22 protein-coding genes are annotated in these 25,739 nt (G+C 70.6%); 2 read left to right on the top strand and 20 right to left on the bottom strand.

Annotated elements, in window-relative coordinates; all coding sequences use genetic code 11:
* Window positions 1-82: 82 nt before the first annotated feature.
* Complete coding sequence (locus HNR20_RS25365) at window positions 83-949, bottom strand: glycosyltransferase family 2 protein (RefSeq protein ID WP_184184595.1); 867 nt, start codon at window positions 947-949, stop codon at window positions 83-85.
* A 6-nt stretch (window positions 950-955) separates the two neighbouring features.
* Here HNR20_RS25365 and HNR20_RS25360 point away from each other — a divergent pair, with 6 nt between their 5' ends.
* On the top strand, window positions 956-1,939 hold the full coding sequence (locus HNR20_RS25360) for a WecB/TagA/CpsF family glycosyltransferase (RefSeq protein ID WP_311736899.1): 984 nt from the start codon (window positions 956-958) through the stop codon (window positions 1,937-1,939).
* Window positions 1,936-2,931 (top strand): glycosyltransferase family 2 protein, encoded by a 996-nt coding sequence (locus HNR20_RS25355; protein WP_184184592.1) that lies wholly within the window; start codon window positions 1,936-1,938, stop codon window positions 2,929-2,931. Before HNR20_RS25360 ends, HNR20_RS25355 begins: the two co-directional genes overlap by 4 nt.
* 421 nt (window positions 2,932-3,352) lie before the next feature.
* Here the strand turns inward: HNR20_RS25355 and HNR20_RS25350 are convergent, their stop codons facing one another.
* From HNR20_RS25350 to HNR20_RS25260, 19 genes are all read right to left on the bottom strand, one after another.
* Window positions 3,353-4,009 carry a class I SAM-dependent methyltransferase gene (locus tag HNR20_RS25350; protein ID WP_184184589.1) on the bottom strand — a complete coding sequence of 219 codons (657 nt, stop codon included), beginning with the start codon at window positions 4,007-4,009 and terminating at the stop codon, window positions 3,353-3,355.
* Window positions 4,010-4,087: 78 nt separating this feature from the next.
* On the bottom strand, window positions 4,088-5,008 hold the full coding sequence (locus tag HNR20_RS25345; RefSeq protein ID WP_184184586.1) for a glycosyltransferase family A protein: 921 nt from the start codon (window positions 5,006-5,008) through the stop codon (window positions 4,088-4,090).
* On the bottom strand, window positions 5,005-5,694 hold the full coding sequence (locus tag HNR20_RS25340) for a glycosyltransferase (RefSeq protein ID WP_373291092.1): 690 nt from the start codon (window positions 5,692-5,694) through the stop codon (window positions 5,005-5,007). The genes HNR20_RS25345 and HNR20_RS25340 overlap by 4 nt, the downstream gene beginning before the upstream one ends.
* Window positions 5,691-6,173 (bottom strand): glycosyltransferase family protein, encoded by a 483-nt coding sequence (locus HNR20_RS25335; protein WP_229687339.1) that lies wholly within the window; start codon window positions 6,171-6,173, stop codon window positions 5,691-5,693. The genes HNR20_RS25340 and HNR20_RS25335 overlap by 4 nt, the downstream gene beginning before the upstream one ends.
* A 221-nt stretch (window positions 6,174-6,394) precedes the next feature.
* Window positions 6,395-7,657, bottom strand: coding sequence for a protein kinase family protein (locus HNR20_RS25330; RefSeq protein WP_184184580.1), 1,263 nt, complete (start codon window positions 7,655-7,657; stop codon window positions 6,395-6,397).
* On the bottom strand, window positions 7,654-8,556 hold the full coding sequence (locus tag HNR20_RS25325; RefSeq protein ID WP_184184577.1) for a sulfotransferase domain-containing protein: 903 nt from the start codon (window positions 8,554-8,556) through the stop codon (window positions 7,654-7,656). The genes HNR20_RS25330 and HNR20_RS25325 overlap by 4 nt, the downstream gene beginning before the upstream one ends.
* 6 nt (window positions 8,557-8,562) lie before the next feature.
* Window positions 8,563-10,125, bottom strand: a complete 1,563-nt coding sequence (locus HNR20_RS25320) for a lipopolysaccharide biosynthesis protein (RefSeq protein ID WP_184184574.1) — start codon at window positions 10,123-10,125, stop codon at window positions 8,563-8,565.
* Window positions 10,122-11,471: an O-antigen ligase family protein gene (locus HNR20_RS25315; protein ID WP_373291093.1), complete on the bottom strand. Its 1,350-nt coding sequence runs from the start codon at window positions 11,469-11,471 to the stop codon at window positions 10,122-10,124. The genes HNR20_RS25320 and HNR20_RS25315 overlap by 4 nt, the downstream gene beginning before the upstream one ends.
* A 2-nt stretch (window positions 11,472-11,473) precedes the next feature.
* Window positions 11,474-13,114 (bottom strand): lipopolysaccharide biosynthesis protein, encoded by a 1,641-nt coding sequence (locus tag HNR20_RS25310; protein WP_184184571.1) that lies wholly within the window; start codon window positions 13,112-13,114, stop codon window positions 11,474-11,476.
* Between the two features lie 149 nt (window positions 13,115-13,263).
* Window positions 13,264-15,207 carry a hypothetical protein gene (locus tag HNR20_RS25305; RefSeq protein WP_184188968.1) on the bottom strand — a complete coding sequence of 648 codons (1,944 nt, stop codon included), beginning with the start codon at window positions 15,205-15,207 and terminating at the stop codon, window positions 13,264-13,266.
* A gap of 212 nt (window positions 15,208-15,419) precedes the next feature.
* Window positions 15,420-16,250 carry a phosphatase PAP2 family protein gene (locus HNR20_RS25300; RefSeq protein WP_184184568.1) on the bottom strand — a complete coding sequence of 277 codons (831 nt, stop codon included), beginning with the start codon at window positions 16,248-16,250 and terminating at the stop codon, window positions 15,420-15,422.
* Between the two features lie 111 nt (window positions 16,251-16,361).
* Window positions 16,362-18,056 (bottom strand): glycoside hydrolase, encoded by a 1,695-nt coding sequence (locus HNR20_RS25295; protein ID WP_184184566.1) that lies wholly within the window; start codon window positions 18,054-18,056, stop codon window positions 16,362-16,364.
* Window positions 18,057-18,187: 131 nt separating this feature from the next.
* Window positions 18,188-19,012 (bottom strand): shikimate dehydrogenase, encoded by an 825-nt coding sequence (locus HNR20_RS25290; RefSeq protein WP_184184563.1) that lies wholly within the window; start codon window positions 19,010-19,012, stop codon window positions 18,188-18,190.
* Window positions 19,012-20,208 (bottom strand): endolytic transglycosylase MltG, encoded by a 1,197-nt coding sequence (mltG, locus tag HNR20_RS25285; protein ID WP_184184560.1) that lies wholly within the window; start codon window positions 20,206-20,208, stop codon window positions 19,012-19,014. Before mltG ends, HNR20_RS25290 begins: the two co-directional genes overlap by 1 nt.
* On the bottom strand, window positions 20,208-20,666 hold the full coding sequence (gene ruvX / locus HNR20_RS25280; RefSeq protein ID WP_184184558.1) for a Holliday junction resolvase RuvX: 459 nt from the start codon (window positions 20,664-20,666) through the stop codon (window positions 20,208-20,210). The genes mltG and ruvX overlap by 1 nt, the downstream gene beginning before the upstream one ends.
* A 72-nt stretch (window positions 20,667-20,738) precedes the next feature.
* Window positions 20,739-23,417 carry an alanine--tRNA ligase gene (gene alaS / locus HNR20_RS25275; RefSeq protein WP_184184556.1) on the bottom strand — a complete coding sequence of 893 codons (2,679 nt, stop codon included), beginning with the start codon at window positions 23,415-23,417 and terminating at the stop codon, window positions 20,739-20,741.
* Complete coding sequence (locus tag HNR20_RS25270; RefSeq protein WP_184184554.1) at window positions 23,414-23,719, bottom strand: hypothetical protein; 306 nt, start codon at window positions 23,717-23,719, stop codon at window positions 23,414-23,416. Before HNR20_RS25270 ends, alaS begins: the two co-directional genes overlap by 4 nt.
* A gap of 31 nt (window positions 23,720-23,750) precedes the next feature.
* Window positions 23,751-24,215: a DUF948 domain-containing protein gene (locus HNR20_RS25265; RefSeq protein ID WP_184184552.1), complete on the bottom strand. Its 465-nt coding sequence runs from the start codon at window positions 24,213-24,215 to the stop codon at window positions 23,751-23,753.
* 149 nt (window positions 24,216-24,364) lie between these two features.
* The gene (locus tag HNR20_RS25260) at window positions 24,365-25,060 is read right to left on the bottom strand and encodes a hypothetical protein (protein WP_184188965.1); all 696 of its coding nucleotides are present in this window, start codon (window positions 25,058-25,060) and stop codon (window positions 24,365-24,367) included.
* Window positions 25,061-25,739: the final 679 nt, after the last annotated feature.

Genomic DNA, 25,739 nt, shown 5'->3' with positions numbered 1-25,739 from the left:
TTACTTGAGAATAGGCACACCAATCGTCCGGAATGCCCATCCGATGCTCGTACCGGCAAAAACGACATCAACCGCCGAGGCACTACCGCCTGAGCTGGGGAAACTCCCGTCGCCCCCAACCGGAGCGCACACTCCACCCTGGAGAGCGCCGCCTCGCCTCGGCCAGCAGGATGATCACGACGTAGCAGGCCGCCGCCGGCAGCAGCCCGGGCGACCGGAGCAGAACGTGCCGGAGCCAGGACCAGGAACTCGGACCGGGCACCGGGTCGACCGGGAGGCCGTACTCCGGTGGTGCGGAGCGGACGAAGCGCCAGAACTCTGCGTTGCCCTCCCGTGCGCGGGCCACCCGGCGGACGAGATCCCCCGTGCGCCGCGGCGCGCGTACGCGCACCACCGCCTCGATCTCCACCTTCTCGTCCGCGCCGACCACCGCGTCGAGGAACATGTCGTCGGCCGTGATCTCGGGAATCCGGTCGAAGCGGGACCTGGCCTCGGCGGAGAGCGCGATGATCCCGCGCCCGAAGAGGCGGTTGCGAAAGACCGGCAGCCTGGCGTTCATCGCGTAGTAGGCGCGGACGGGCCAGGCGCTCCCCGAGGTGTCGATCAGTGGCCGGGGCACCGCCGCGACGACCCCGGGCTGACTGACCGTGGCGGCAAGCTGGCGTAACAGTTCCGCCGTGACGGGCACATCGGCGTCCACATAAATTCGAACGTCGCCCTTCGATGCCTGGTCAGCGGCGTTCATTGCGGCGGATTTGGACGGCGTCGAAATTTCCAGGACATGTACGCCAAAAGAACGAGCGACTGCGGCAGTGTCGTCAGTGCATCCGTTTGCGGCGACGACGACCTCCATATCCGCACCGAATTGCGGAGATTCGAGGAGGTGCCGAAGTACACCACCGATCCCGGCCGCTTCATTGAACGCGGGCATGATGACACTGATTCGCACGCATCGATGCTGCCAGCCAGGAGGCGAATCAACAACCGGTCGAATGGCCGAGGGCTGTCTCACGAGGAAGCCCGCAGATGCTGCCCGTTCGATGCCTTGTCTGCGCGCACACCGTCGGTAGATTACTTTCCCATGCGCTCCTATGTGCACGGTTCGCGTGTCGGAAGCCGGGTCAACGTCTACGGAGTCGACTTCGACCCACTTCATGAGAAAGACGTGATTCGGCATGTCGTCGCCGAACTTGCCGCAGGCCGGGGCGGACAGATCGTAACCCCCAATGTGGACATCCTTCGACTTACTCGTCGAGATCGGGAATCACGGGCGCATGTCGAATCAGCGAGCCTTGTCGTGGCCGACGGCAAGCCGCTGGTCTGGGCGAGCCAAATTGCCGGACGTCCACTACCGGCCCGGGTCCCGGGCTCGGACCTGATCTGGAGCCTGTCGGCCGCCCTGGCCGAGCAGGACCGCTCGGTCTATCTGATGGGCGGCGCACCGAGCACCCCGAGCCGCGCGGAGCAGGTCATGCGGTCCCGCATCCCGCGGCTGCGGATCGCTGGACACCTCAGCCCGCCCTTCGGCTTCGACACCCAACCGGAGCAACTCGAGGAGGTCTGCGCCACCGTGGCGGCGGCGCAACCGGACCTGGTGTTCGTCGGGCTCGGCTTCCCCAAGCAGGAACGCGTGATCGCCCGGCTCCGCCCCCTGTTGCCCCGTGCCTGGTTCCTGGGCTGTGGCGCCGCCATCGGCTTCGTGGCAGGCGTGCACCGACGGGCTCCGCGGTGGATGCAGCTGTCCGGGCTGGAGTGGGCGCATCGCCTGGCCAGCGAGCCGGCGCGGCTGATGCGTCGGTACCTCGTCCAGGACCTTCCGTTCGCGCTGGAACTGCTGGCGGTGAGCGCCCGACAGCGGCTTCACCTCCGGTCGGGAGCCCCCGCGGACCAGGTCGCGGGTACGCCGGACGGGCCGGTGCAGGCCGGAGGACCGCATTGAGCCGGCCCGACGTCTCGGTCGTCATCGTCTCGTACAACACGCGGGACCTGACCCTGCGCTGCCTGCGGGAACTCACCGACAGCCGCACCCAGGACGTCCGGTTCGACATCACCGTCGTCGACAACGCCTCGCTCGACGACTCCGCCGACGCAATCGCCGAGCGCTTCCCCGAGGTGCGGCTGATCCGACTGGCCGAGAACGTGGGCTGGGGCCGTGGCGTCAACCGGGGCGCGGTCGCCAGCGACGGGGACTATCTGCTGCTCCTCAACCCGGACACCGTCCCGGTCGGCCACCCGGTCGCCGACCTCCTCACGTTCGCGCGGCGCCAGCCGGAGCACCGCGTCTACACCGGCCGGACGTTGCACGCCAACGGCACGGACGACGGATATTCCTGCTGGGGGCTGCCGAGCCTGTGGAGCCACTTCACCTTCGCCACCGGCCTGTCGACAGTCTTCTCCCGTTACCACTGGGCCAATCCCGAGGGCCTGCCCCGGTACGACCGGCAGTCGGTGCGCGAGGTGCCGGCGGTCTCCGGCTGCCTCATGCTCATCGAGCGTGACCTGTTCTGCCAGCTTGGCGGCTTCGACCCGCAGTTCTTTCTGTACAGCGACGACATCGACCTGGCGGCTCGGGCCGCCGCCCTCGGTGCTCGACCGATCCTCAACCCTGACGTCGCCGTGATCCATGTCGGTGGCGCCTCGTCGAGTTCGGAGGGGCAGCGGGTGAAGATCCTCCGGGGCAAGGCCACCTACGTCCGTCGTCACTGGTCAGCGCCACGGGCCCGGCTCGGCATCGGGTTGCTGGCCGCCGGTGTCGGGCTGCGGGCCGTCGGCACGACACTGCTCACCTCGGACCGGTCCCGCAGCGTCGACTGGGTCTCGATCTGGCGGCAACGCCACGTGTGGTCGGCCGGCTGGCCGCGGATCGACGAGCCCCGGCCGCCGCAGGACCCCAGAGACCGGGCCGGCGCAGTCAGTCGACCGATCGCCTGACGGGCATTCAACAGTCCACGCGCGGCGATGGCCGCGCCGGGACAATTCCCCCGCCGAGGCGTCGAAAGCCACAACCGTTTCGCACTTCTGGATCGGATCTGTCGCCAGCGCCCGTAGCATCCCTTTCGGACAACGGTGGCGCTCCGCCAGCACTCCACGCACGACAGGTCCAGCTAGTGAGACTCAATTGCAAAATCCGGTCGCAATCCGATCCCGAACGACGCCACTCTGCCAGCTTCATTTCCGGCGATTCCATCCAGAGTCAGATTATTGACAATGGACCGAGCGTCCGGTCACCGAGAGAGGCCCGGAACCGGTGCAGGTGTAACGGTCGGCGACGCGTTCGACAGCGACACGGCAACCCGCATGATGCCGATTGCACACCGCGTCGCCGACATGCCGGCGACCCGGTGATCGTCGTTCAATCACGTCGGATAGCGATGATCGACTTGGTCAAACCCAGCAGACGCTCGTTGCGGATGGTGGCGTCCGGAAACAGGTAGCGGAGTTCCGCGCGACCGATCAACTCGGTCGTCAGTACCTGCCTCATCGCCGCCTCGTAGGACTTGCCGGGGGAATAGGCGAGCGGCCACCTGCGCGCCATCACCACCCGCGCCGACACCGGCAGAAACTGCATTCCCGGCGCCACCCAGTGTGGCTCCACCGGGAAGTAGCGGTACGGCGTCTGCACCCAGTACGCGCGACCCAACTCACGGACCGCCTCCGCCATCCGGCGACGACGCTCGTGGCCGCCCACGTGCTCCAGGACACTGTTGCTGAAGACGAGGTCATACGAGCGGCTCAGGATGCTCCTGGGCAGCTCGCAGGCATCGGCATGGTCAGCCTCGGCCCAGTCGGGCAGATCCGCGGGCAGCGGCTCCAGGTTGACCACGTGCACGTGGGCCGGCCGGACGGGGACCCGCGCCCAACTGTCCACCCGGCCACCCAGGTCCAGGACGGTCATGTCCGCCAGGTTCGGGAAGGTGTCCGACAGCCAGGCCGCGCGCAGCGCCCGCCGTTTCGCGCCCAGTGAGGTCGGTGAGTCGACGAGACGGAACCTGAGCGAGTGGAGCCTCATGGGTGCTTGTCCTCCGCTCTGCTGATGGCGTCGAAGACGCAGGAGCTGACGGCGTCGACGACACGGGAGTTGCCTCGGTCAGATGCCCCGGCCACGCCGGTGGAGCGTGCGCAGCACCGTGTCGGCGCGGAGCACCCTCCCCGCCACCGCGAGCGCCAGGTACGCGCGCGGCTCGCGCGGGTTGCGCCGCAGGGCGTGCCGGGCCCAGCGCATCGCCGCCCGCCCGTCACCGGACGCGGCGTGGGCGAAGGCGATCTGCCCCGAGACCCGCGCCGCGCCGGCTGGTTGGGTCCCGAACTCGGGATAGCGCTCCAGGAGCCACTGCAACGCCTCGGAGATGGTGTCCCAGCGCTGCGCGAAGTAGGACCGTCGGTGCCAGCGCACCAGCACGTACGGCGTGCACAGGTTGACCAGTGGCGCGCTGCGCGCCGCGCGGAGCAGGAAGTCGTAGTCCTCCGCGTAGCTGCCGGGAATCTCCTCGTCGACCAGTCCGAACCCGGTGCGCAGCGCGGCGGCGCGGATCAGGAACGTGGACGGGTGCAGCTCGGTCATCCTGTTCCGCAGCAGGTCGGCGAGGGTGACCGAGTCCCGGGTCAGCACCCGGTCGACGGTCTTCCCGTCGTAGCTGACCCGGATGCCGCAGCTGACCAACTCCGCGCCGGGGGCAGCGGTGAGCGCCTCGATCTGGGCCCGCAACTTGCCGGGCAGCCACTCGTCGTCGTCGTCGCAGAACGCGACGAACTCCCCGACGGCGGCGAGGGTCCCGGAGTTGCGCGCGCCCGCCAGGCCCGGGGTCCGCTCGTTGGGGATCACCCGGACCTGGCGGTCCCGGCGAGACAGCCGAGTCAGCGATTGATCCGGTTCCGACTGGTCGTGGACCACCACCACCTCGACGGGGCCGGGGTAGTCCTGGTCGAGGATGGCCCGCACCGCGACCCGGAGCAGTTCCGGACGGTCCCGGGTGGGCACGACCGTACTCACGCTCGGGTGTCCGGTCATCGCCGTTCTCCGGGCCGGTCCGGTAGGAGCCAGGACCACCACCTCGCGCGCTGCCGCTGTCCGGCTGACGCGGCCACCAGTTCCTCCACGATTCGCCCGACCTGCTCGACCGCCGCCCGGCGTGCCGTGGACGCGTCCGGGTCCGCCGTGACGGTGAACCGGAACGGGTCGGCGAGCCCTTCGGTGAGCGCCCCGATCACCGCCTCGCGGGTCTCGGCCAGCGCCACCATGCCGGCTGCGCCCAGGCGACGGGCGAAGAGCAGTTGGTGGTCGTCGACGTGCTCGCCGCGGGCCGGGTCGCGGGGGGTGACGATCGGCAGATGACCCTGCCTGCGTGCCTCCAGGATGGTGGCGGGCCCGGCGTGGCAGACCACCAGGTCGGCCTCGGCCATCGCGGCCTGGAGCTCGCCGTGACCGAGGAAGGTCACCGCCCCGGGGATCGCGGGTGCCCGGGTGTGTCCGTGCTGGATCGTCAACCCGACGTCGTCGACACCGCGGTGCCAGTCCTCCAGCCAGCGGATCAGGCGGTCGAAGGGGTGGGTGTCGGTGCCGACGGCGACCAGCACCCGGGCCCGGGCGAGGTCACCGGCGCGGCGCGGTCGGGACAGCCCGGTGCCGGGTGCCGGCCGGGATCGACCCGCTGGGACCCGGTGCGCGGGGACGTTGCCGATGCTCTCGGCGCTCACAACAGGGTCCCCACGACGGTGGCCTCCGGGTACTGCCGCCGCTGCTCCTCCCACTGCACGAGCATCGCGGAGAGGAAGGGCCGGCAGAGTCGGGCGGTCACGGTCGGGGTGTCGATGCGGTCGTACACCTCGATGTAGACGGTGGGGATGCGCCAGAGCCGGGCCAGCAGCACGAACGGGACGGCCACCCCGGCTCCGGTGGTGACCACCGCGGCGACCCGGCGCGACCGCAGCACCCGCCAGGCGAGGACGGTGTTGCGCAACAGGTTCGGCACATTGCGGGTGGTCGGATGGTACGCCGGGACCATTTCCTCATCGTCGAGCTGCGAGACCGCCTCAGGCGTGTCGAAGGTGATCCAGCAACGCCGCCAGGTTTCATACCACGGACGCAGAGCGAGCAGTTGGGCCAGATGGCCGCCACTGGAGCCCACCAGGAGCAGGACCCCAGAGTCGTTCGCATTCTCGATTGTCGTGTCCACGCGACTCCCCACAAGTGCGCTTGGATTCTCGGTGGCAGCCATGCAACAGCAGATCACACGTCCCCAGTCGGTGAATAGAGCGATCGAGCGATACGTGGATCTTCAAGTGGGCGAACGGGGCGCTCGAACACGATCACCCACATCAATGATCACCATGGCGTGGAATTTCTTTCTCATCGTCCGGAGTCGATGTTGAGCGGGACATTGTTGATCGCGAAGGATCAGTCGCTGGTTCGTTTCTCGATGACGTCCAGCAGGGCGGGGTGCAGCGCGGCATTCCAGCCCGCACCGGCGTCGGCGAGCCGCCACACGCGCAGCCACATCTCCAGCAGGTAGGCGTCCGACACCAACCCTCGGGCGGCCGGCCCGAGCCCCAGCTCCGCGCCGTACCGGTCCAGGTGGGCGTCGACGGCCAGGGCCGCCGCGCCGGCCGGCTCGTCCCGGAGTACCAGGGCCCGCTGGAACGCGTCGTGTGCCAGATCGAAGCCGAGCGGAACGCTCGGCCCACTGTGCTCCCAGTCCCAGGCCACGAGGCGGCCGTCGTGCACGCCCAGGTTCCAGGGCACCCAGTCGCCGTGCCAGTGCCCGAACTCGACGGCCGTGTCGCCGTGCCGGCGCGCCAACGCAGCGACGGCGGCGACCGCCCGGGCGCCAACCGGTGCGCTGGCGGCGGCACGCTCCGCCTCGACGGTGAGCCGGACCAGGAACGGCGACCCGGCCAGCCGTCGCGGCGGCTGCGGAGGACTGCCCCGACGGGCGACCGCCAACAACGCGGCGACTCGCGGGGGTGCGCCGGCCGCCACCCCCCGCACGGCCGGCGGTAGCGGCTCGACCAGCACGACCATCTGCCCGCCGACGGCCGTCTCGACGAGCAGTCGAGGTGCCGCCGGGTGCTCCGGCGCTCGGGTCGCCGCAGCCAGTTCGCGCAGGGCCGCCGCCTCGACCGCCACCAGCGCCCGGGTCGCACCGTTCCAGCCGATCTTCGCGTACCCGAGGGCGCGACCGTCCGGCGCGAACAGTTGCAGGGTCGGCTTGTGGTTCGGGTCCGGCGGGCGAACCCCGCAGGCCGCGTAGACCGAAGGCACACCGAGCGCGGCGCCCAGTTGCCCGGCCAGCAGCACCTCGTCGGCCGCGACCCCTTCCGGTAGCGACACGGTCAGCCGGGGGAACGGTGCCAGGTCCATCGCGTCGACCCGGGCCAGCACGCCCAGCGCGGCCCGCACCGCCCGAACTTTCCACGGGCGCAACGCGTTGTACGCCAGCAGCGAGGCGGCGGTGGCGCGCGGCGCGCCGAGCGGCAGCAGGAACCGTGCCCGAGCCAGCGACGGGACGACCGCGTAGCGGGCGGCGGCGTGGTGCCCGGGCGGCGGCGGACCGCTCACGGTAAGTGCGATGCGCTCATCGCCGAACACCGCCCGGGTTACCCAGCCCAGTCCGTCGCCGCGAGAGCGAGGGTCGCTGGAAACGGTGGCCCGCGTCGTCATGGTCCCCGGTCCGGCCAGTCGAGGTCCAACCCCAGCCGCTGCCGTAGGGCCTCGTTGTGAGGTCGGTAGTACTCGGTCAACTCCGCTCGAACCTCGGGATCCAGCGGTGCTGAGCGGCGATCGTTGTAGACCCTGAAGGCGGGCAGGTCGTGCGCGGGCAACCCCAGGAAGTCCAACGTCCGGCGGTAGGTGCCGCAAGCGTCGCGGTAGAGGTCCTCGCTGGGGAGGAACAGGACCCGCTCGCGGTCGAACCGGTCCAGCCACGGCTGCAGGTGCTCCAGGTAACGCCCCCGCGCCCGGTAGGTGTACCAATCGTAGGGCTCGCTGAAGGACTCCGGCTCGACGATCAGTCGCTCCCGCTCCCCCGCCGTCCGCTCCTCCTCGGCGGCCAGCGCGTCGGCGAAGTCCAGCGGCTCGACGCCGTGCGTCCGCCGTTCCTTCCAGTGCGAGTACGCCCGCTCCACCGGGTCCCGCAGCAGCACGATCAGCCGCACCGTCGGCATCAGCGCGGCGACCCGCTGCGCGGCCAGGGGGTGGAACATGTAGAGCGGAGCCGCCTCCCCCACCCGTACCGGGGCGCCGTGGCGGCTCTGCAGCGTCGCCCGCTGCCGGGACGTCGGGAAGTGCGAGCGGTACCAGGCCTCGCCCCGGTGCCAGTTCTGCTCGAAGTAGTGCGAGGCCTTGGTGTTCCAGGCGGGAAAGAGACGCGGCACCAGCGGGTGCTGGATCAGGTAGTTCCACAGTGAGGTGGTGCCGCCCCGTTTGGTGCCGATGATGAGGAAGTCCGGCAACGACCGCCGATCGCTGGTGCGCACGCCGTAGTCGACCAGAGAGGTTCTCACCCGGTTGGTCACCTGGCGCGGCACAAGCTGCTTCACCCGGTCGCGGATGGATGGCACCGCTTCTCACCTGCCCTTCGGCGACGTCGAGGTGGCACGGAGTTGCCTCATGGTGGCCCGGACGAACCGTCGCACGTCGGGCACCGTCAACAAGCCGACGCAGCCGGCAGCCAGCACGCTCAACGCCACCACCAGGCCAGGGATCCCCCGGCCGCCCGCGAGCACGCCGACCAGGGCCGCGATTCCCACCCCGACGACCACCCCGGCCGCCGCCCGCAGCAGCGCCGCATCGACCAGCGGCTGACCCAGCACCGACCGAGCACAGCCGAACGCGATCAGGTTCTCGGTGGCGATGCCGGCCGCCCAGGCGACGGCCGCGCCGGTCACGCCGTACCCCGGAATAAGCCACAGCCCGAGGGAGACGGTGACCACCACCCCGATCACCGTCGCGGTCAGGTGCAGGCCGCTGCGCCCGCCCATCAGCAGCAGACTCTGCACGTTTCCCACACCGGTGTTGACCAGCATGGCCAGGGCGAGCACGGTCATGGCGGTGGCGCCAGCGGTGAACTCGGGCCCGAAGAGCTCAAGGAACGCCAGGCCGAACACCGCGAGCAGCAGGTAGACCGGCCACGACAGCACCAGCGCCCAGATCGTCAGTTGCCGGTGCACCGCCGCGGCGGCGGCCCGCTCGCCGCGCCCCAGCAACCGGGACAACTGCGGCGACACCGCGACCCGCAGCCCCTGCATGGCCAACTGTCCGGCCAGGATGTAGCGACCGACCGCGCCGAAGACGCCGGCGTCGGCCTGCCCGGCAAGCACCGAGGTGAGCAGGACGCCCACCCAGACGGCGCTGGCGTCGATCGCCGCCGACGCGGCGCGGGGCAGCGCGAAGCTCCAGAACGCCGACCAGTCGGCCCGCTCGGGTCGCAGCGCCGCACCCCGGCCGACGCCGAGCGGACCCGCCACCAGCGTCAGGCAGACCAGGACGGCGAGCGCCGCCGGGACCAGCCAACCGGTCAGACCGACCAGCACTCCACCGCTGGCAACGGCCGCCACACCGACCAGCACCGGTCGGGCCACCGGCACCAGGACGGACTGCACGCCGAGGTACGCCCGAATCGGACGGACACCGCGCACCACGGCGAGCAGGAGCGTCATCGCCACCACCAACGGCACCGCCGCGAAGCTGGCCGCGATCAGGGGCGTACCGCCATCGCCGGCGTCCAGCAGGCGGGGCCCGAGCGCGCCCGCCGCGAAGACCCCGACGAGGCCGACGACGACCGCGGCCACCAGCGGCGGCAGGAGAGCCACCGGGAGCACCCGGGCAGCGTCGCCTCGCCTTCCGAGGCGACGGCGAGGCAGCATCCAGATGAGGCCGGTCTCCGCACCCAGGGTGCACACCGCGGCGGTGACCGTGACGATGCCGACAGCGGTGAAGAACGCCCCCGAGCCGACCGTGCCGTAGCCGCGGGTGATGACGACCACCAGCAAGAAGCCAAGGAGACCGTTGGTGGCGGCTCCGGCCAGACCCGCGACACCCGTCCGGACGCTGCGCCGGGCCTCGGTCGAGGCGTCGACCGAGGGCTCGTCGTGGCCGGAGTCGACGACCGGGCGAGTGCCGGCTGTCATCCCGCCACGGCCCTTCGCCGACGAGAGGGGTGGGCCCGGTCGACGCGCCGGAGGCCCGCTTCCCGCTCGGCGAGCGCCAGCGCGACGGCGACCCCGAAGAAGGCGATCGTGATGGTGGGGCCGGCCATGCCGTAGAACGGGATCTGCACCAGACAGATCACCGGGACCACCGCCAGCCACTGCCCGGGTGCCGAGCGGGCCCGCGCGCTTCTCAACGCGACGATCACGAACCAGGCGAGGAAGCAGAGCAACGCCGGTATGCCGTGGCTGAACATCACCATCCAGAGTTGCCCCTGCGTGCCGACGGGTACCTCCGCCGTGACCGTGTCCACGCTGACCGGCGCGCCGTAACCGAGCCACGGTGAATCCCCGATACGGCGGATGACCTCTACGTAGAGGGAGAGCCGGTCGGAGTTCGTGTCGCTCGACTCGACCCGATTGTTGATCAACTCGGCGACCGGGATCACCAGAGCGGTGAGCCCGGCGATGACCAGGACCCCGACGACGGAGGCGCCCACCCGGACGTTTCCCCGCAGCGCGGCCCGCACGCCGAGCACGCCCAGACCCACGCCGAGGCTCACGAACATGACCCGGTTCAGGGTGAGGAAGGTCGGTGCCAACGACAGCGGCAGCGACACCAGCAGCGCCCAACGGAGGAATCCGCGGCGGCGCAACATGGTGAACGCCACGACGCACGGCAACGTCATCGCGTACGCGCTGCCGTAGTTGTTGGTATACGGGAACGGCGCCGCCGGACGGTAGATCGGGTTGAGCGACAGTTCGCTGTACTCGGCGGCGCTGATGTGGACCAGATCCTGCACGTACGGGTGGTCGGCCAGGCCAGCGGGCAGCAGCATCTCCATCGGGGTGGTCAGCTCGAATCGCGGCGCCAGCACACCAAGCCAGCCGAGCAGGACCAGACCGAACCAGAACGCGCAGATCGGCACGAGCGCCGCCGCCGGGTCGGCGCGCTCCCTGGCATAGACGTAGACGTAGCCGCCGACCACGAGAGCGGTGACGTAGTAGCCCAGCCGCAGACCGAAGGGGAGCAGCGAGACTGGCGAGGACAGCTGGATGGCGCTGAGGAGCACCAGAGCCAGAAACAGCAGCCAGACGCCGGTGGCCGGAGGCAGCGGCACCCGCCCCCGGACGATCAGCAACGCCAGCAGCACCGCGCCGCACAGCGGCCAGATCAGGTAGAACGCGCCGGCCAACCACCACAGCGGGACCAGACCGAACATGATCAGCAGCGGCCAACGGGGCAGCCTCGGTGGCAGCGGCGACGCGATGACCGACGGACCCTCCCCCTCCGGCTCGCTGGCCGCCAGGGCGAGGGTGACGGACACCGTCAGCCCCGTCCGCTGCCGGTGAGCACGAAACCCAGCGGGGTGACGCCAGCCGCACGAAGCCGCTCCGCGAGCCGGCGCAGGTCGCTGTGGCGGGTCCTGTCCTGTTCGACCACGATGACCGCCGTGCCCTGGCGGGCCACCGCGACGCCACGCTCGTCGGCCTCGGAGGGTGGCGCGTTGAAGAGCACGACCCCGGTGGTGACGCGCTGCCGCCACGTGCCGAAACGCACTCCGCCGGCGCCCACGGGCACCTCATCGGTGTTGTTCCCGACCGTACCCATGCCGCTCGCGGTCGCGTTGAGACTCGTTCGCGGCAGGGTCAGGGTGGCGTCCGGGTCCTTCGACGGATGGCTGCCGACCGGGTAGGGAGACGGACGGCGGGTGGGGACCTGGCCGATGACCCCCGTGCCGCTCACCGAATCGGCGCCCCGGGGCTTCGGGACGAGTGGACGGGCCGAGTTGGCCGCCGCGGGCAGTTGCTCCCGGTCCGCCAGCACCGCCGCACGCAGGCTCTCCAGGCGGCCGCTGTCGTCGGCCACGTAGACGTCCCGGCCGGTCGCGGCGAGCGCGACCGCCAGAGAGGCGGTGATGGCGCTCGGGTCCTCACGCGTGGTCAGCAACGCCACCCGGGCCGGCTCGCGAACCCGCTCGGCGATCGCCATCGCCACGTACCGGATGTCGGCGTCCACCACCTTCCGCCGGCCGCCGAACAGTTGGCCGCCGAACAGTTGGCCGGCGAACAAACGGCCGCGCACGGTGCCGAGCAGCGGCAGGCCGGTGACGTCCCGTCCGTCGTGGACCGATCGGACCCGGCGGTCCGCGGATTCCCAGGCGAACGCCAGCACCACGCCCAGCAGTACGCCGCCGAAAAGCCCGGCCAGCACGTAGAGCAGGACGTGCCGGCCGGAGGAGACCAGAACATTTTCCGCGCTCTGCGTGATCCAACCCGGGTTGACGTCGACCGCCGCGATCTCTGTCCGCGCCGACCTCAACTGGGTGAGCTGACTGTTGGTGCCGCCCAGTTCGGCGATGGCCGCGTCCAGCGAACCGTCCCGCGCACTCACTATTCGCCGCTGCAGGATCTGCCGCTGCTTGTCCACCTCCACGATGCTCTCGTCGTAGCGCTTCAGCATCTCGGCCCGCTGCTTCTCGTACATCGTCCGTCGTACGTCGAGGTAGGTCTGCGCAGCGAGGTTGACGTTGCGGACGGCGTCGTCGGCCGAGCGACCGGTGTACGAGAAGCGGAGGATCTGCCCGCCGGTCGGCACCTCCACCTCCAGGGCGTCCCGCACCTCGCGCTGGTCCCCACCCTCGGCGGCGAGCCGTTGCACGACCTCGGTCCCGGTGGCGATGCCACTCTCCACGTTCATGTTCACCGCCCGGTCGGCGGCGGCGCCGCTGGGAGTGAACGCGTCGGTGACGACCGGGCGTACCGCCACCACGGCGCTCGCGGTGACCGCGCTGGGCATGAGGAGCACGTACCCGAGGGCGGCGAGGAGGCCAACGGCGGCGACCGCCCCCACCAGCCGGATCCGGTGCAGAGGGACGCGGAGCAGGTCCGTCAAGGTGACCGTCCGGGCCGACGTGCCCCCACCGCCGAGTGCGTCGGCGGACCAGGAACCGGGAGGTGCATCAGCCATGAAACTTCACCGTCTGTCGTGAGTTGCCTGGACGTGTCGACGCCTGCGACCGGCGGGGCACCTCCCCTCGTGACGCTTCAGGCCGGCGACGTGGTCCGCCGCCGGCCCGACCGTGATCTATCGATTCTCCGTGACGGTGGGGCCCGCCGTCACTGCACGGAGAAGAAAATCCGGGGCGTGGACCAGGTCAGTCCTCCGCCCGCCGGTGCGATCACCGTGCTGGTCGCGCCGTTGACGGCCAGGTCGGCCGTGGGATCGAACGCCACGCTCCGCAGCGTGCCGTCGCTCCCGCCGTACACGATCCGTCCACCGACCCAGGCCATGCCGCGCACCGACGACCAGGTGACACCCGTGGTCTGCAGGCTGAACTCGGTGGCGCCCAGATAGTTGCCGTCGATCTCGAAGTAGCGATAGTAGAGCGCGTTGGCGCCACCGCGTGTGTAGTACAGCCGGCCACCGAGGTAGAACGCGCCGGTCATGCCCGCGGCGTTGAACCAGTCGTTGAACCCCGACGATTCCCAGGGGACGCCGATGGGGCCGCCATTGAACATCGAGACGTCGATCCGGCTGCCGGTCGGGGTACCGGCCACCGTGTGCGCCCAGTAGATGCGGTCGCTCACCCGCCAGGTCGCACCGGCATTGGTGTAGTTGGGCTGGCTGACCGTGGTGGGGGTACCGACACTCGCGCCGTTGAACGAAGCCTTGGCCAGTTGGCCCTCGCCGGTGCCGAGGTAGAGGTTGCCGGTGGTCGCGGTCGGCGGGTTCTTCGGGACCACGGTGCGACCGCCGTCGAGCGGGAACATCCCGAGTCGGCCGTGGTACTCGCTGCCCATTCCGTCGGAGTTGTGCCCGAAGTAGAGCCCGTCGCTACCTCGCCAGAGGACCGGGACCTGCGAACCCCAGTTGCTCGTGCCGGCCGGCATGGACGCGCTGCCGCGACGGCCGGGATTCCAGGCCAGCGGCAGGCCGGTCGCCGGAGTGACGGCGGCGATGCCGAGTCGGTCGATCGCCCCGTCGCCGGCCGCGTCGCTGGCGTTCGGGTTGTTCAGCCAGCGGAAGTGCCCGCCCAGGTAGATGACATTGTCGGCCACCTCCACGGAGGTGATGGTGTCGTTGCCGGTGTAGTCGACCCAGGTGCCGAGCTGAGCGCCACCCCGGTTCGCGGTCTCGAACCGGATCAGCGCGTCGCAGTACGCCGCCGGCCAACCGGCACCGCCGTTGGTGCCGACGACGAACCAACTACCGTCCGCACCGAACTTCACATCCTGGACGTAGTGCACGAAGGTCGTGGGCGCCGCGCACGGCGCGACGAACTTCTCGGTGCTCCAGTCCAGCAGCGTCGGCGTGCCCGAGAGGTCGATCATCGCCATCTGGTTGCGGGGCAGTCCGTTCACGAGGGTGAAGTTGCCGCCGGCGATCATGGTCTGCCCGTTCGGCGTGACATCGATCGTCCAGCCGTACGAGCCGGTGCCGTGCCTCCCGACCGTGGCGTTGATGTTGAACGTCGGGTCGATCGCGCCGGTGGTGGCGTCGAGTCGGCCCAGCCCGGAGTGCGCGGCGCCGTTCAGCCAGTTGAAGGCGCCCGCGACGTAGAGCCAGTTGCCGCGCAGCACCATGTCCCGGATCATGCCGCCGTCCGAACGACCGACCCAGCTGCCGATGGTCGCACCGGTCGTCGGGTCCAGCGCCACCAGGTTCTTCCGGGAGACACCGTTGACGGTCTTGAACCCGCCGCCGACGATGAGCGTGCCGTTCGGGCCGGCGAGCAGAGTGTTGACCGGGCCGTCGAGAACCGGCAGGAACGTGGTCGAGATGGTTCCGCTGATCCGGTCGTACGCGAACAGGTAACTCTGGGTGAGCCACGCCGCGGAGGCGTTCTGCCGAATCTGGGTGAAACTGCCCCCCACGTACACCTGCGAGCCGACCTGCGCGAAGGCACGGCTCTCGCCATCGCGGCCGTGCGGGGTGACGTCGGCGGGATTGGTCGACACCAGGGTCGCCGTCTCGGGAGCCGGCACCACCGCGGCCGAGGCGGCGGAGGGGACCGTCAACACCGCGGCTACGGTCACCAGACCGACTGCCGCCGCGCGGATACGAAATCGTGCAGATCGTCGAGAGGGCCTAACTTTGGGCACGCTGCGCCTCCAAGTTGGACGAGAACCTGCGTAGCGTGCCCCCTCGGTCACTGTTGGCGATATCCGCCGATTGGACGGTCGATGGCCGAACGCGACGACAGCGGGCGGTTTCGCTGTCGGGTGTCAGACACCTCGTGCGTCCGTGGTCGAACGGCGATGCGACGAACGGGTCAGGCGCTGGTCGTGACCTCGACCGGTGCCGCGTCGGCGGACCGGCTGGGTGGACGCACGCGCCCGTCGGCGACGAGTACCGCCAGCACCATCACGCCGAGCAACAGGGTGCCGAAGATCCAGCCACCGACCACATCCGTGAGCCAGTGCTTCTCGGCATAGATCCGGGTGTAACCCTCCACGGAGACCAGCACGGCCAGCGCGGTCGCGATGGCGATCCGGCCGCGTCGCGGAACGTTCCAGGTCAGCCCCGCCAGCACCGCGATGGTACCGAAGGTGAGCAGGACCCGGGCGCAGCCGCCAGAGGGATAGGTGCCGAGGTCAGTGGGTGGGTGCCCCCGGTTCACGGTCAGCGCCAGGACCTGCTGGGTGTACTGCTCGACGACGAACTGCAATGGCAACGCCAGCAGCGGAATCCACCAGCGACGGCGCCGCCAGACGATGACGAAGCCGACCGCCGCGACCACCGTCACCCACTTGAGCGGGTACCGGTCCCCGATCGCGGTGACGAACGAGTTGACGTCGGCCCACCCCTCGACACGGCGGGCGTGCACGTAGTCGAAGACCGGGTGGTCGACGGACGGCTCCAGTCTGGACAACGCTTCACCGAGGGGCCAGCAGATCGTCACCACCGCCGCCGACCCGGCGAGCAGGACGACGAGAGCGGCCCCGACTCGGCCGAGAGCCTCGGTGAGCCCGGCCACCGCGACGCGCAGTCGGTCCGCCGCTCGGCTCTCCCGTGCGACCGGCACCCAACGGGTTGCCACCACCGGAACCAGGACGGCCGGCACCAGCACCGACGCCGCCCCCAGGACGTAGATCAGTACCACCGCCGGACACCGCCGTCCGGCGGACCGGCGACAGGCCCGGCCACGTCCATGGCACGCGGCCACCTGGTATCCGCCACCGTCATCGGTCCTCCTCCACCGCCCGTGCGACCGTCAGCGGCTGACTCCGGTGGGCTGCCGCAGGTACGGGTCCTGTCCGGCCTGCGCAAAGCCCGCCACCGCTGAGGCGTCGTGGTTCATCGTCATGTCGCAGCTCGCCGTACGGCTGGTCATGCCCGCCGAGTTGAAGTAGATGGCGGCCTTGATCTTCGGGTGCGCTTTCAGCGCTGCCGGGAACTCCTGGAACCAGCGTTGCTTGGCACCCAGGTCGGCGGAGTTGAAGTTGGTGCCAAACTCGGCGAGCATCCGGGGCTTACCGGCGCCGATGCCGCTGTCGTCCAGCCAGTCGTAGAAACCGCCGACCGTCGCGCTCGGGCTCTTCCACACCGTGCTGCCGTTGCAGACGTGGAAGTTGTACGGGTCGTAGGCCACCCAGTCGACGTAGCGGTCACCCGGGTACAGGCCGGCGTACCGGGAATAATGCCCGGACCAGCCCATCATCGTCCAGACCCAGACCGCGTTGGTCGTACCCGCCGTGGCGAACCGGTCGTGGACGTAGCGCCAGGCACGGACGAAGTCGGCGTCGCTGCCCTTGGCCGGCTCGTCCTCCGGCTCGTGGTCGAAGCCCAGGAAGACCGGCACGCCGGCGGCGCGAATGCGACCCGCGACCGCGTCGATGGTCGCATCCTGCCTGCCGCTGTAGACATCGGCCCAGGTGAGGGTGGCGCCGGCGGAGAAGTCGCGGGACTCCCAGGCGAAGAACAAAAGCCGGCCCTCGCGCATCTGCCGCAGCTCGTACGCGTCGGGGAAAGCGCCGTTGCTGCCGGCGTTGGAGAAGTCGTGGTAGCGGTGCACGATGTCGAACCTGCGCCCGACCTGCGTCTCCACGTCGGTGACGGCCTTGCCGTGGTCCCAGCCGCCGGCCGCCCCGGCGGGCGAGTACATGCCCCACCAGGCGCCACAGGAGGGCACGAGCTTGTCCGACACCGAGCCGCACCCACCGGTCGGGGTGGTGGGGGTTGCCGTGGCGGAGGGCGTCCGGGTCGTCGGCGCGACGGTCGGCGGTGGCTTCGGGACGCTGGTGGTGCGGGCGGCGCCCGGCGTCAACCGGGTGGTCGGCGACGACGGCGAGGCCCCGATGTCGTAGCTGACCATCAGGCTGGGGCGCAGGTCCGGATTGCGGTTGTCGACCGACGCCCAGTAGATCCGGCTCTCCAGGCCACTCTGGGCCAGCGAGACCGTCCAGATGCCGTTGCCGGTGACCAGCTTGGAGATGTCCCACTCGTTGAACCCGCTGGACACCGCCGTCACGCTGTCCAGCGCGTCACCAGCCGACGCCGGGGCCGGCCGCGCCTCGCGCGCGCTCAGCGGTGAGGCGTACGCCGTCACCGTGGCGGCGAACTGCTGCCAGGCGTGCACCCGCAGCGTCGCCCGGAGGTTGACCGCGGCGGCCGGCACGGTGGTCACGGCGAACTCGATGACCGCCTCGCGGCCACCGCGCGGGTTGCCGTCGCAACGCGTCGGGCAGGTGGCCAGCGTCGTCTTGGCCGCGTTGTCACCGTCCTGCGACACCGCGGTCGCGGTGGTGTCGGCCGCCGCCCGGATCGACAGGTCGTCGCTGGCCAGCAGCGGCATCATGGTCGCCACGATGCCGGCGACCACCGCACCGCCGACCACGCCGATGGCGATCGCCCTGCGCCGGGGTGCGGTGCGGATCCGAGTGCTGCGGTGCAGTCCATGCCTGGCCAAGGAAACTCCCTGTATCTGCTTCCGTAACGCTCAGCAGCGTATCGACGACCAGGTGGTGTCGTATGCAGGACAGTTTCCCGTAAGCGCGTCTTAACTCTCCGCTAAGGTCGCCCCGCGTGGGAGGCCGATTTCTACCGGCGCGCAGCCAGGAGGGCTTCCCGCATCGCCTCCACCGGAGCGGCCACCCCGGTGAACTGCTCGAACTGCCCGACCGCCTGGGCCAGCAGCAGGTCCAGACCGGACACCACACGCAGGCCGGCCGCGACGGCGGAGGCAGCCAACGGGGTGGGCCACGGGTCGTAGAGCGCGTCGAAGAAGACCGCGCCCGGCCGCCAGGCGACCGCGCCGGCCAACGGGTCGGCGACCCCCTTCGGCACGGTGGAGACAGCCACCCCGGCGGCGGACAGATACCGGTGCGCGTCGGCCCAGCCGGCGGGGGTCAGCGCGACGCCCAGAGCGCGCGCCACCGGCCGCAGCTCGTCGACCGCCGCCGCACGCCGCGCCACCACCGTCACCGAGGAGCAGGCCAGCTGCGCGGCGGCGGCGAGCGCGGCGCGGGCCGTACCGCCCGCACCGAGCACCGTCACGGCAGCGCCGGCCATCACCCCGGCGTCGGTCAGCACCTGCACCATGCCGGCGACGTCGGTGTTGTCCGCGTACCAGGAGCCGTCGGGACGGCGTACCAACGTGTTGGCCGCGCCGACGGCGACGGCGACCGGCGACGCGGCGTCGGCCACGGCGAGCGCCGCCTCCTTGCCCGGCATGGTCACCGACAGCCCGGCCCACTCCGGGCCCAGGCCGGCGACCAGATCCGGCAGCTCCGCGGCCGCGCACTCGATCCGGGTGTACGACCAGCCGGTCAGCCCGGCAGCGGCATACCCGGCGTTGTGGATCACCGGGGAGAGCGAGTGCGCGATCGGCTTGCCCACCACCGCGACCTGCCGTCGGAGCGCCATCAGATGATCCCGGCCTCCCGGGCCTTGTCCTTGTTCCGCTCGTGCTGCTCCGACGTCTCGGCGAACTCCGAGTGGCCCTGCTTGTCGATCGCCACGAAGAAGAGCCACTTGCCTGGCGGCGGGGCCATCGCACCTTCCAGGGCCTGCTTGCCGGGGTTGTTGATCGGCGTGGGGATCATGCCCGGCAACTTGCGGTTGTACGGGTTCTTCGGGTCGTTCAGCTCGGCCTCGGTCATCTGCTTGGACGACTTGGTCGGCTTGCCGATCGACTCCAGGTAGTAGTTGACCGTGACGTCCATCTCCAGGCAGTTGCAGGGGAACTCGCCGTACGCCCGGTTGTAGGCCACCCGGGCGACCTTGCCCAGGTCGTCGGCGTTGCCCGCCTCGGCCTGGGCCAGCGAGGCGACGATCAACGCCTCGTACGGGCTGACACCGCCGCGTTCCTTCTGCACCCGGTCGGCGAACTTCATCTCCCCGGTCACCGAGAGGAAGCGGTTCACCATCAGCTTGAGAATGCTCTCCGCGGTGGCCTTCGGCGGGATCTCGTACGTGTCCGGGTAGAGGAAGCCCTCGATGGACTTGACGACCTTCTTGCCGTCGCCGCGGGTGAACCACCAGTCCGGGACGCCGAGCGCCTCCGGGTCCTTCGCCGCGGCCTGGAAGTTCTTGACCGGGATCTTGGTCTTCTCGGAGAGCAGCCGGTAGACGTTCCCGCTGGTGCGACCCTCGGGGATCGTCACCCCGTTGACGATCTTGTTCTTCAGGTCGAGCATCGCGGTGACGGCGCTCTCGCCGCTCATCTGCTTACGCAGCTTGTACGTGCCCGGCTGGATGTTCTTGCTGCGCGAGTTGGCTTCAGCCGCCTCGACGAACGCCTTCTGACTCTTGACCACGTCGGCCGCCACCAGGGCGTCGGCCATGTCGGCCAGCAGCGCACCGCTCTTGATCTCGACGGTGATCTCACCGGACCCGGCGCCGTCGTAGTCGGGGGTGACGAAGTAGTTCTGGATGCGGTCGAAGCCGTAGAAAGCGCCACCGCCGATGCCGCCCAACAGGACCAGGGCCATCAGCAGGGCCAGGAATGTCTTGCCCCGGCCGCCACCGGACCTGCCGTTGCGCTTACGGAAGCTGCGCCGGTGCCGGCCCTTCTCCCCCCGCTCCGGCTCGTCGAACCCAAGGTCCAGATCGTCGATCATTACGTCCGCCTCCGCTGCGCGTCCAGCCAGCTCTGCAGGATCTCCACTGCGGCCGCCTGATCGACAACCGCACGTTGACGTTTACCTCGGACGCCACGCTCGGCAAGCCTACGAGAAGCGACCACGGTCGACATCCTCTCGTCAGTGAGGGTTACCGGGACGGGCGCTATCACATCGACCAGTCGGTCAGCGTACGCCTTCACATGGACGGCTGCGGGGCCGTGCTTGCCGGCGAGATTGACCGGAAGTCCGACGACAACCCCCACCGCCTCGTGCTCGGCGACGAGCGCGGCCAACTCGGCGAGGTCGCTCGGCACCGCGTCGGGCGCCGCCGTGAGGTCCCGGGCCAGCGTGACCAGCGGCGTCGCCAGGATCCCGTCCGGGTCCGAGCGGGAAATCCCCACCCGCACCTGACCGACATCCACCCCGATCCGCACACCACGTGTCAACTCAGCCACCGACGGTCACCGCCGACGCGGAACGTGCCAGGGCGGACCAACCGGTCCGCCCTGGCTGAGAGTGACCGCCCATCACGCCTCGGTAATCGCCTTCTCGACGGTGAGCAGCAGGTTCGGCGCCTCGGCCGCGGGCAGGCCGCCACCCTGCGCCAGGTCGGGGCTGCCACCACCCCGTCCGGAGAACGCCGCCTTCACCAGATCCGAGGCGGCCAGGCCCCGGCTGCGAGCGGCCGCGTTGACCGCCACCACCAGGGACGCCTTGCCGTTCGACCGGGCCGCCACCGCGACCACCGCCGGCCGCGCCGGGTCGATCTTCCCGCGAATTTCCTGGGCCAGGGTCCGCACATCGTTGCCGGCCGCGCCCTCCGGCGCCTCGGTGCCCACGTACGCGACCCCGCGCACATCCTTGGCCTGCGCCGCGAGCGCCGCCGCCCCACCCAGCACCAGCTGGGCGCGCAGCTTCTCCAGCTCCTTCTCCGCGTCCCGGAGCTGGGTGACGGTCTGCTCCACCCGGTCGGCGACCTGATCGTTGGGCACCCGGTACATCTCGGCCAGCCGGGAGACGAGCAGGTGCTCGCGGGCCAGGAAGCCGAAGGCATCCATGCCGACCAGCGCCTCGACCCGGCGGACGCCGGACCCGATCGACGACTCCGAGAGGATCTTCACGAGGCCGAGCTGGGCCGACCGGGCCACGTGCGTGCCGCCGCACAACTCCCGCGCGTAGTCACCCACCTCGACGACCCGCACCTCCTCGCCGTACTTCTCGCCGAAGAGCGCCATGGCCCCGATCCGCCGCGCCTCGTCCAGCGAGGTGATGAAGGCATGCACCTCCAGGTCGGCCAGGAGCACCTCGTTGACCTGCTGCTCCACATCCCGCAGGACGCTCGGCGACACCCCGGTCGGAGTGTTGAAGTCGAACCGGAGCCGGCCGGGCGCGTTCAGCGAACCCGCCTGCGTGGCCGACTCGCCGAGGAAGTTCCGCATGGTCTGGTGCACCAGGTGGGTGGCGGTGTGCGACCGGGAGATCGCCCGCCGCCGAGTCGTGTCGATCTCGGCGTAGCCCGTCTCACCAGCGCGCACCTCGCCCCGGATCACCCGGGCCCGGTGCACGATCAGACCGGGCACCGGCTGCTGCACGTCGAGCACCTCGACCTGCCCGCCACCAACGGTGATCATGCCCTGGTCCGGCTGCTGGCCACCGCCCTCGGCGTAGAACGGGGTCGTGTCGAGCACCAGCTCGATGGTGTCGCCCTCGGTCGCCGCCTGGCGCGGGCCGTCGGCGCCGAGCAGCGCCCGCACCGTCGACTCACGGGCCACCTCGCTGTAGCCGGTGAACGTCACCGGGCCACCCGAGTCGAGCACCGACCGGTACGACGACAGGTCGACGTGCCCCGTCTTACGGGCCTGCGCGTCCGCCTTCGCCCGGGTCCGCTGGTCGGCCATCAGCCGCCGGAAACCCTCGTCGTCGACCGCGAGGCCCTGCTCCGCGGCGATCTCCAGGGTCAGGTCGATCGGGAAGCCGTACGTGTCGTGCAGCTGGAACGCCTTCGCCCCGGACAGCGCGGAACCGCCCGCGGTGCGGGTCTCGGCGATCGCGGTGTCCAGGATCGTCGTGCCGGCACGCAGGGTGGACAGGAACGCCTCCTCCTCCGCGTACGCGTAATCCGCGATCCGCTCGAAGTCGGTCGCCAGCTCCGGGTACGACGGGGCCATGCAGTCCCGGGCCACCGGCAGCAACTCGGGCAGCGCCCGGTCCTGCCAGCCGAGCAGCCGGATCGACCGGATCGCCCGGCGCATGATCCGACGCAGCACGTAACCGCGACCCTCGTTGCTCGGGGTCACGCCGTCGCCGATCAGCATCAGCGCCGTCCGCACGTGATCGGCGATCACCCGCAGCCGGACGTCGTCCGGGTGCGACTCGCTCGCCACGTGGCCGGAGTGCGCGCCGTACCGCTTGCCGGTCAGCTCGGCCGCCCGAGCCAGGATCGGCCGAACCTCGTCGATCTCGTAGAGGTTGTCGACACCCTGCAGGATCGAGGCCATCCGCTCCAGGCCCATGCCGGTGTCGATGTTCTTCGCCGGCAGGTCACCCAGGATCGGGTAGTCGTCCTTGGTGGTGCCCGGACCCCGCTCGAACTGCATGAAGACGAGATTCCAGAACTCCATGTAGCGGTCCTCGTCGACCGCCGGGCCGCCCTCACGGCCGTACTCCGGGCCCCGGTCGTAGAACAGCTCGGAGCACGGACCGCACGGCCCGGGAATGCCCATCGACCAGAAGTTGTCGGCCTTGCCCCGGCGGACGATCCGCTCGGGCGGCACCCCCACCGACCGCCAGATCTCGTACGCCTCGTCGTCGTCGAGGTACACCGTCGGCCACACGCGCTCCGCGTCCAGCCCGAACCCACCATCGGCCTGCGACTTGGTGACCAGGTCCCACGCGAGCGGAATCGCACCGGCCTTGAAGTAGTCACCAAAGGAGAAGTTGCCGTTCATCTGGAAGAACGTGCCGTGCCGGCTGGTCTTGCCGACCTCGTCGATGTCCGGGGTGCGGATGCACTTCTGCACGCTGACCGCCCGCTGGTACGCGGGAGTCTGCTGACCCAGGAAATACGGAACGAACTGCACCATGCCGGCGTTGACGAACAGCAGGTTCGGGTCGCTGATGGCGGGCAGCGGAGCGGACGGCACCACAGTGTGGCCATTCGCCTCGAAATGGGCGAGATACCGCCGCTTGATCTCCGCCGTCTTCATCGCTGGTGTTCCTCCGGAAATATGTCTCGATCGCCGATCCGCGGGTCTTCCCGCAGGTCAGCGAACTGATCGTCGAACGCCACGCCCTGGGCGAACGCCTGGTGGATCTCCTGCTCGCGCTCGGCCATCCCAATCCGGACGTCCTCCACGAAGCTACGCAACGACTCGAGGAGCCCGCCAGCGGATTGTGTCACCGTGCTGGCGATGCCGGCCGGCGTGTACGCCTGGGCGGTCCGGGTCGCCTTACGGACCACGACCACACCGACGGCCACCCCGATACCAAGCCAGAACAAACGCCTCATGTCCCGCTACCTCCTGGTGCGCCGGCCGGTGTCAGCTGTTGCCGCGCCGCGCGGCCCGCCGCTGCTGCTTGATGGTGTCGCGCACCTCGCGCTCGGTCTCGGCGTGCCGGCGGCCGGCGGCGGCCTTGCGCACGCTGTAACCGAACGCGGCCACCTTGACCAGCGGGTTGGCGGCCGCGGCGGAGACGACGGTGGCGAGGTTGGCGATGTTGGCGGTGACGTTCTGCGCGTGGCTGGTCATGGTGTCGACCTTCGCCAACTGGAGGTTCACGCCGTCGAGCGAGGTCTGCACCTGCTCCAGCGCGGTGTTGACGTTCTTCACCGTGGTGTTCACGTCACCGAGCAGCGGCGCGGTCCGATCGTTGAGGTCGTTGATCATCCGCGTGGTGGCGTCCACCGTGTGCCGCAACCGCAGGATGGGCAACGTCAGGATGAGCACCAGCACCGCGAACGCGCTCGCCGCGATCAGCGCCGCAATCGCTCCAATGTCGCCCACGCCTGTCCTCCTCAAGCAGAGTTCCGCAGGACCCGACGTCCCCGGAACACACAACCGTGGTACCCGTACCGGTCGCCAAGCCGTCGGCGGTCACCGGTAGCGGGCGTGCCCGCCAGCCCCAGACCCTACCGTCCGTGATGGAAACCGGCTCACGACGGTGAGGGTGTCAGCTCCCCCAGCGGATCCCCGCTGACCGTCGGGAACGGATCCTCTCCGGTCAGTGACGGGTCGGTGGTCGGCTGCGGTCTGGTCCGCTCGTCGTCGATCGCGTTGCGTACCTTCACCGACACCAACGAGCCGGTGCACTCCGTCGCAGCGGCCGACGGGTCCGGAGACGGCACCACTGCCGGCTCGCCGTCGACCGGCGGCGGTACGCAGGTCGGCTCGCGTACCCACAGGTCGAGGGTCAACTCGTCGCGACGCCAGCAGGTGTAGCTGCCCTTCGTCTTCTGCTCGGGGCAACGGCTCACCTTCCACGGCTGCCAGCCGTCCTGGCGCAGCGCGTCCTCGTAGACCTGCGCCGTATCCGTCGGCGCCTTCTCCGAGGTCACCGTGCGCTCACGCAGCCGGCAGTCGAGCAGGCACCAGCGACTGCCGCTGACGTCGTCGACCGTCTTCGCGGCGGCCCAGCCGGGCACGTTGAGCTGATCCAGGTTGTCGAAGACCGGGTCACGGCTCAGCGTCCGGATGCCGAAGAACAGCGGCACCGCGCCGAGCAGCACGACGCTGACCAGCACCAGCACCGCCGCACGCAGGCGACGCCGTTCACGCGACTGCCGGCGCAACTCCGACCGGGCACCCGGTGCGGCACCGTCGTCGGGTGTGTCCTGGCCGGCCGAGCGCAGCGCGGGTCCGCCGGCCGGCTCCGGAGCCGGCCGGTCCACCGGGCCGGACGGGGACGGCACCACGGCGGCAGCACGGGCCACACCGACCGGTTCGCCGGGGCGGCCGGGCGGTGGCACCGGGGCAACGCCGCTCGGCTCGGGACGGCCGGGCTCCCGGTGCGGAGGCAGGGCACGCCCGGCGGCACGGTCGGACGGCGCGGGCCGACCGACCGGGGCACCACCACGGGCCAGCGCCGGGGACCCGGGACCAGCGCCCGGCTCACCATGCGCCCGATCGTCGGCGAGGGGCGGCTGTGCAGCGCCCGGTGGGCGGACGGCAGCACGAGCCGGACCGTCCGGACGCGTACGCGGCGGACCGTCCACACCCGGCACCGCGGCACGAGCCGCACCATCCGGGCGGGCGGCGTCCCGGGGGGCCGCCTCGGCACCCGAGCCGGGGCGGGGCGGGCCTTCGGCGCCACGGCGCCCGGGACCCGGGACCGGTGCGTCACCCGGGATGGGCCGGGCCCGGCCGGGCGGGGCGGAGCGGGCGGCGCCCCGAACCGGTGCGGCGGGACCGGCGCCGGGCGCGGGTCGTCCACCGGCGTACGGATCGTCGCCGTGGTCGCTGGCAGGCCCGGGTCGACCCGGGCCGTCGGGGCCAGCCTCGGCCGGCGGGCGACGTCGTCGGCCGGTCGGG

Origin of the sequence: Micromonospora parathelypteridis (genome assembly GCF_014201145.1) — a bacterium.
Lineage (GTDB): Bacteria > Actinomycetota > Actinomycetes > Mycobacteriales > Micromonosporaceae > Micromonospora > Micromonospora parathelypteridis.
Note: the sequence above shows the minus strand (reverse complement) of the source record. Positions and strands in the feature narration are given on the sequence as shown.

What these genes read in the sequence shown, in the direction of transcription:
- HNR20_RS25360 (WP_311736899.1), top strand. Translation starts at nt 956, where the DNA reads ATGCTGCCAGCCAGGAGGCGAATCAACAACCGGTCGAATGGCCGAGGG.
- HNR20_RS25350 (WP_184184589.1), bottom strand. Translation starts at nt 4,009, where the DNA reads ATGAGGCTCCACTCGCTCAGGTTCCGTCTCGTCGACTCACCGACCTCA.
- HNR20_RS25345 (WP_184184586.1), bottom strand. Translation starts at nt 5,008, where the DNA reads ATGACCGGACACCCGAGCGTGAGTACGGTCGTGCCCACCCGGGACCGT.
- HNR20_RS25330 (WP_184184580.1), bottom strand. Translation starts at nt 7,657, where the DNA reads ATGACGACGCGGGCCACCGTTTCCAGCGACCCTCGCTCTCGCGGCGAC.
- HNR20_RS25320 (WP_184184574.1), bottom strand. Translation starts at nt 10,125, where the DNA reads ATGACAGCCGGCACTCGCCCGGTCGTCGACTCCGGCCACGACGAGCCC.
- HNR20_RS25310 (WP_184184571.1), bottom strand. Translation starts at nt 13,114, where the DNA reads ATGGCTGATGCACCTCCCGGTTCCTGGTCCGCCGACGCACTCGGCGGT.
- HNR20_RS25290 (WP_184184563.1), bottom strand. Translation starts at nt 19,012, where the DNA reads ATGGCGCTCCGACGGCAGGTCGCGGTGGTGGGCAAGCCGATCGCGCAC.
- mltG (WP_184184560.1), bottom strand. Translation starts at nt 20,208, where the DNA reads ATGATCGACGATCTGGACCTTGGGTTCGACGAGCCGGAGCGGGGGGAG.
- alaS (WP_184184556.1), bottom strand. Translation starts at nt 23,417, where the DNA reads ATGAAGACGGCGGAGATCAAGCGGCGGTATCTCGCCCATTTCGAGGCG.
- HNR20_RS25270 (WP_184184554.1), bottom strand. Translation starts at nt 23,719, where the DNA reads ATGAGGCGTTTGTTCTGGCTTGGTATCGGGGTGGCCGTCGGTGTGGTC.